This window comes from Acinetobacter sp. YH16038, assembly GCF_013417275.1.
In the GTDB taxonomy this organism is placed as follows: domain Bacteria; phylum Pseudomonadota; class Gammaproteobacteria; order Pseudomonadales; family Moraxellaceae; genus Acinetobacter.
This window is the reverse complement of sequence record NZ_VPEG01000139.1, coordinates 1-1633: the sequence shown is the minus strand read 5'-3', so window position 1 is coordinate 1633 and position 1633 is coordinate 1. Positions and strand designations below refer to the sequence as shown.

Sequence of the window (1633 nt, the reverse complement as noted above, 5' to 3'; positions counted from 1 at the left end):
TTCGATTAAGATTTCCTAAAATTAACATAATACGCGTTATACGAAATGCTTCTTTTTATTTCATATAAATCATAGTTTTATCGTATAGCAAAAAGCCCAACCCTCTCCGATTGGGCTTTTTTAATGATTGTTCACGTTCCACGCTTAGTATTTAAGCAATGTTTCACGGGATTTGTTAGCTCATATGGATAATCTGATTTTATGGTTTGAAATCCGTTTTTTGATGTAGAGCCTTCAAAATTCGTTTAGCCGTTTCTTCCCTTACACTTTTTGGATCTCGTAAAATCCCACTAATCCAAATCGCAAAAGTAGGATAGTCAGGAAAATTACTTAGATCAGAAAGTTCAGAAAGTTTAGATAGAATAGTGCTGTATTTATTAATTTGGGGATCTGACATATTACAAAATAGCTCTACTGTCTTTGTCTCTCTCTCGGGTGCTATGAGTTTTGGCTTAGGCTTCTCTTTCACAATAAACTTGAAACCAACCACAGACCGTCCTTGTTTAACGTTTTCATAAGTGAGTTCAATGTCTGTATTAGCTGTAATTTCATCTAATGAAGGCTTAATTACACGGTCTTTTAAATTACATAGCTTGTCGTAGGACTTTGGCAAACCTAACTCAGTTTTTATATGCTCTAAGGACATTTCAAATTGTCCCATAGCTTGATATTTTTTTGCTAAATGATATAGGTCGAACGAGTAGTCTTTTTTCAGACTGAGTACGATGTCTTTCTTGTACTTAGTGTATGGATTTAATTTGTCGAACTCTTTGAGCATCAAAAGAACTTCCTCTGGGAAGCATATGGATATTGAACCATTCTCATATATTGCTCTAATGACCCAGTTACAGTAGGTTTTTTTCTTATTATCACCATAGGAAAAATAACGTCTTAACAGGTTTTTACTCGCTTCTTCCATTTGCGAATACGCTGAGTTGGTTTTTATACCGCATTCTTTTGCAAAGCTCTCTGATGTTATGGTGATTGCATCTTTTTCAGTTGCATCAATTATCCGAGCTATAGGACTAGCAAGAATTAATAAGCGTTTTTCATCAATACTCATGCTTTTAAAGCACTCTTGAATCGTATTCTGCATAACAACCCAAGATACAGGGTATGTTTTTTTATAATCCATGAAACTACATTCCGCAAGAAGTAGTTTTTTATATCATATTGATTTATTTTTGCACACGATTTTTGTAGTTTTTAACATAAAACTACATTAAATATAGTGTAGTTTAGTTCATGCCATTTGTAGTTTTTTAAAGTCTGAAAGCCTTGCTATATGTTGTCTGGAAGGGTGTCTAAAAGTATTTAAAAGCTTTTTAAAAGAATAAAAGAGAATTAAAGGCAAAATCAAAAGCTATGGCACTCGCTTCGCTCGTGTCGTTTCAAAAGCAAAAGCAAGATCAAAAGCAACTATGAATTCGCTTCGCTCATGTGCTTTTTCTTTCGCTTCGCTCATGAAGCAGATGCCAATAGTTCGCACCCATTCGGGATGCTCTGAATTGACAGTGATTGATGGATAGGGAGCTTGTAATCAGGGAAAAGGCGTGGACGGAATTTTGATGTTGCTCAATCGCTCGTAGACACTCGCTCGGTTACTTGCAGACAAAGCAATAATAATATTCTT

The 1633-nt window shown here is 35.0% G+C and carries 1 protein-coding gene; it reads right to left on the bottom strand.

The features are described from left to right. Window positions 1-199 precede the first annotated feature (199 nt). A complete protein-coding gene (locus tag FTV34_RS17340) occupies window positions 200-1135 on the bottom strand; it encodes a replication initiation protein (protein ID WP_159124544.1) in 936 nt (311 codons plus the stop codon). Window positions 1136-1633 lie beyond the last annotated feature (498 nt).

Excerpts from the sequence above, each read along its gene's own strand:
- FTV34_RS17340 (WP_159124544.1), bottom strand. The coding sequence starts at position 1,135 with ATGGATTATAAAAAAACATACCCTGTATCTTGGGTTGTTATGCAGAAT.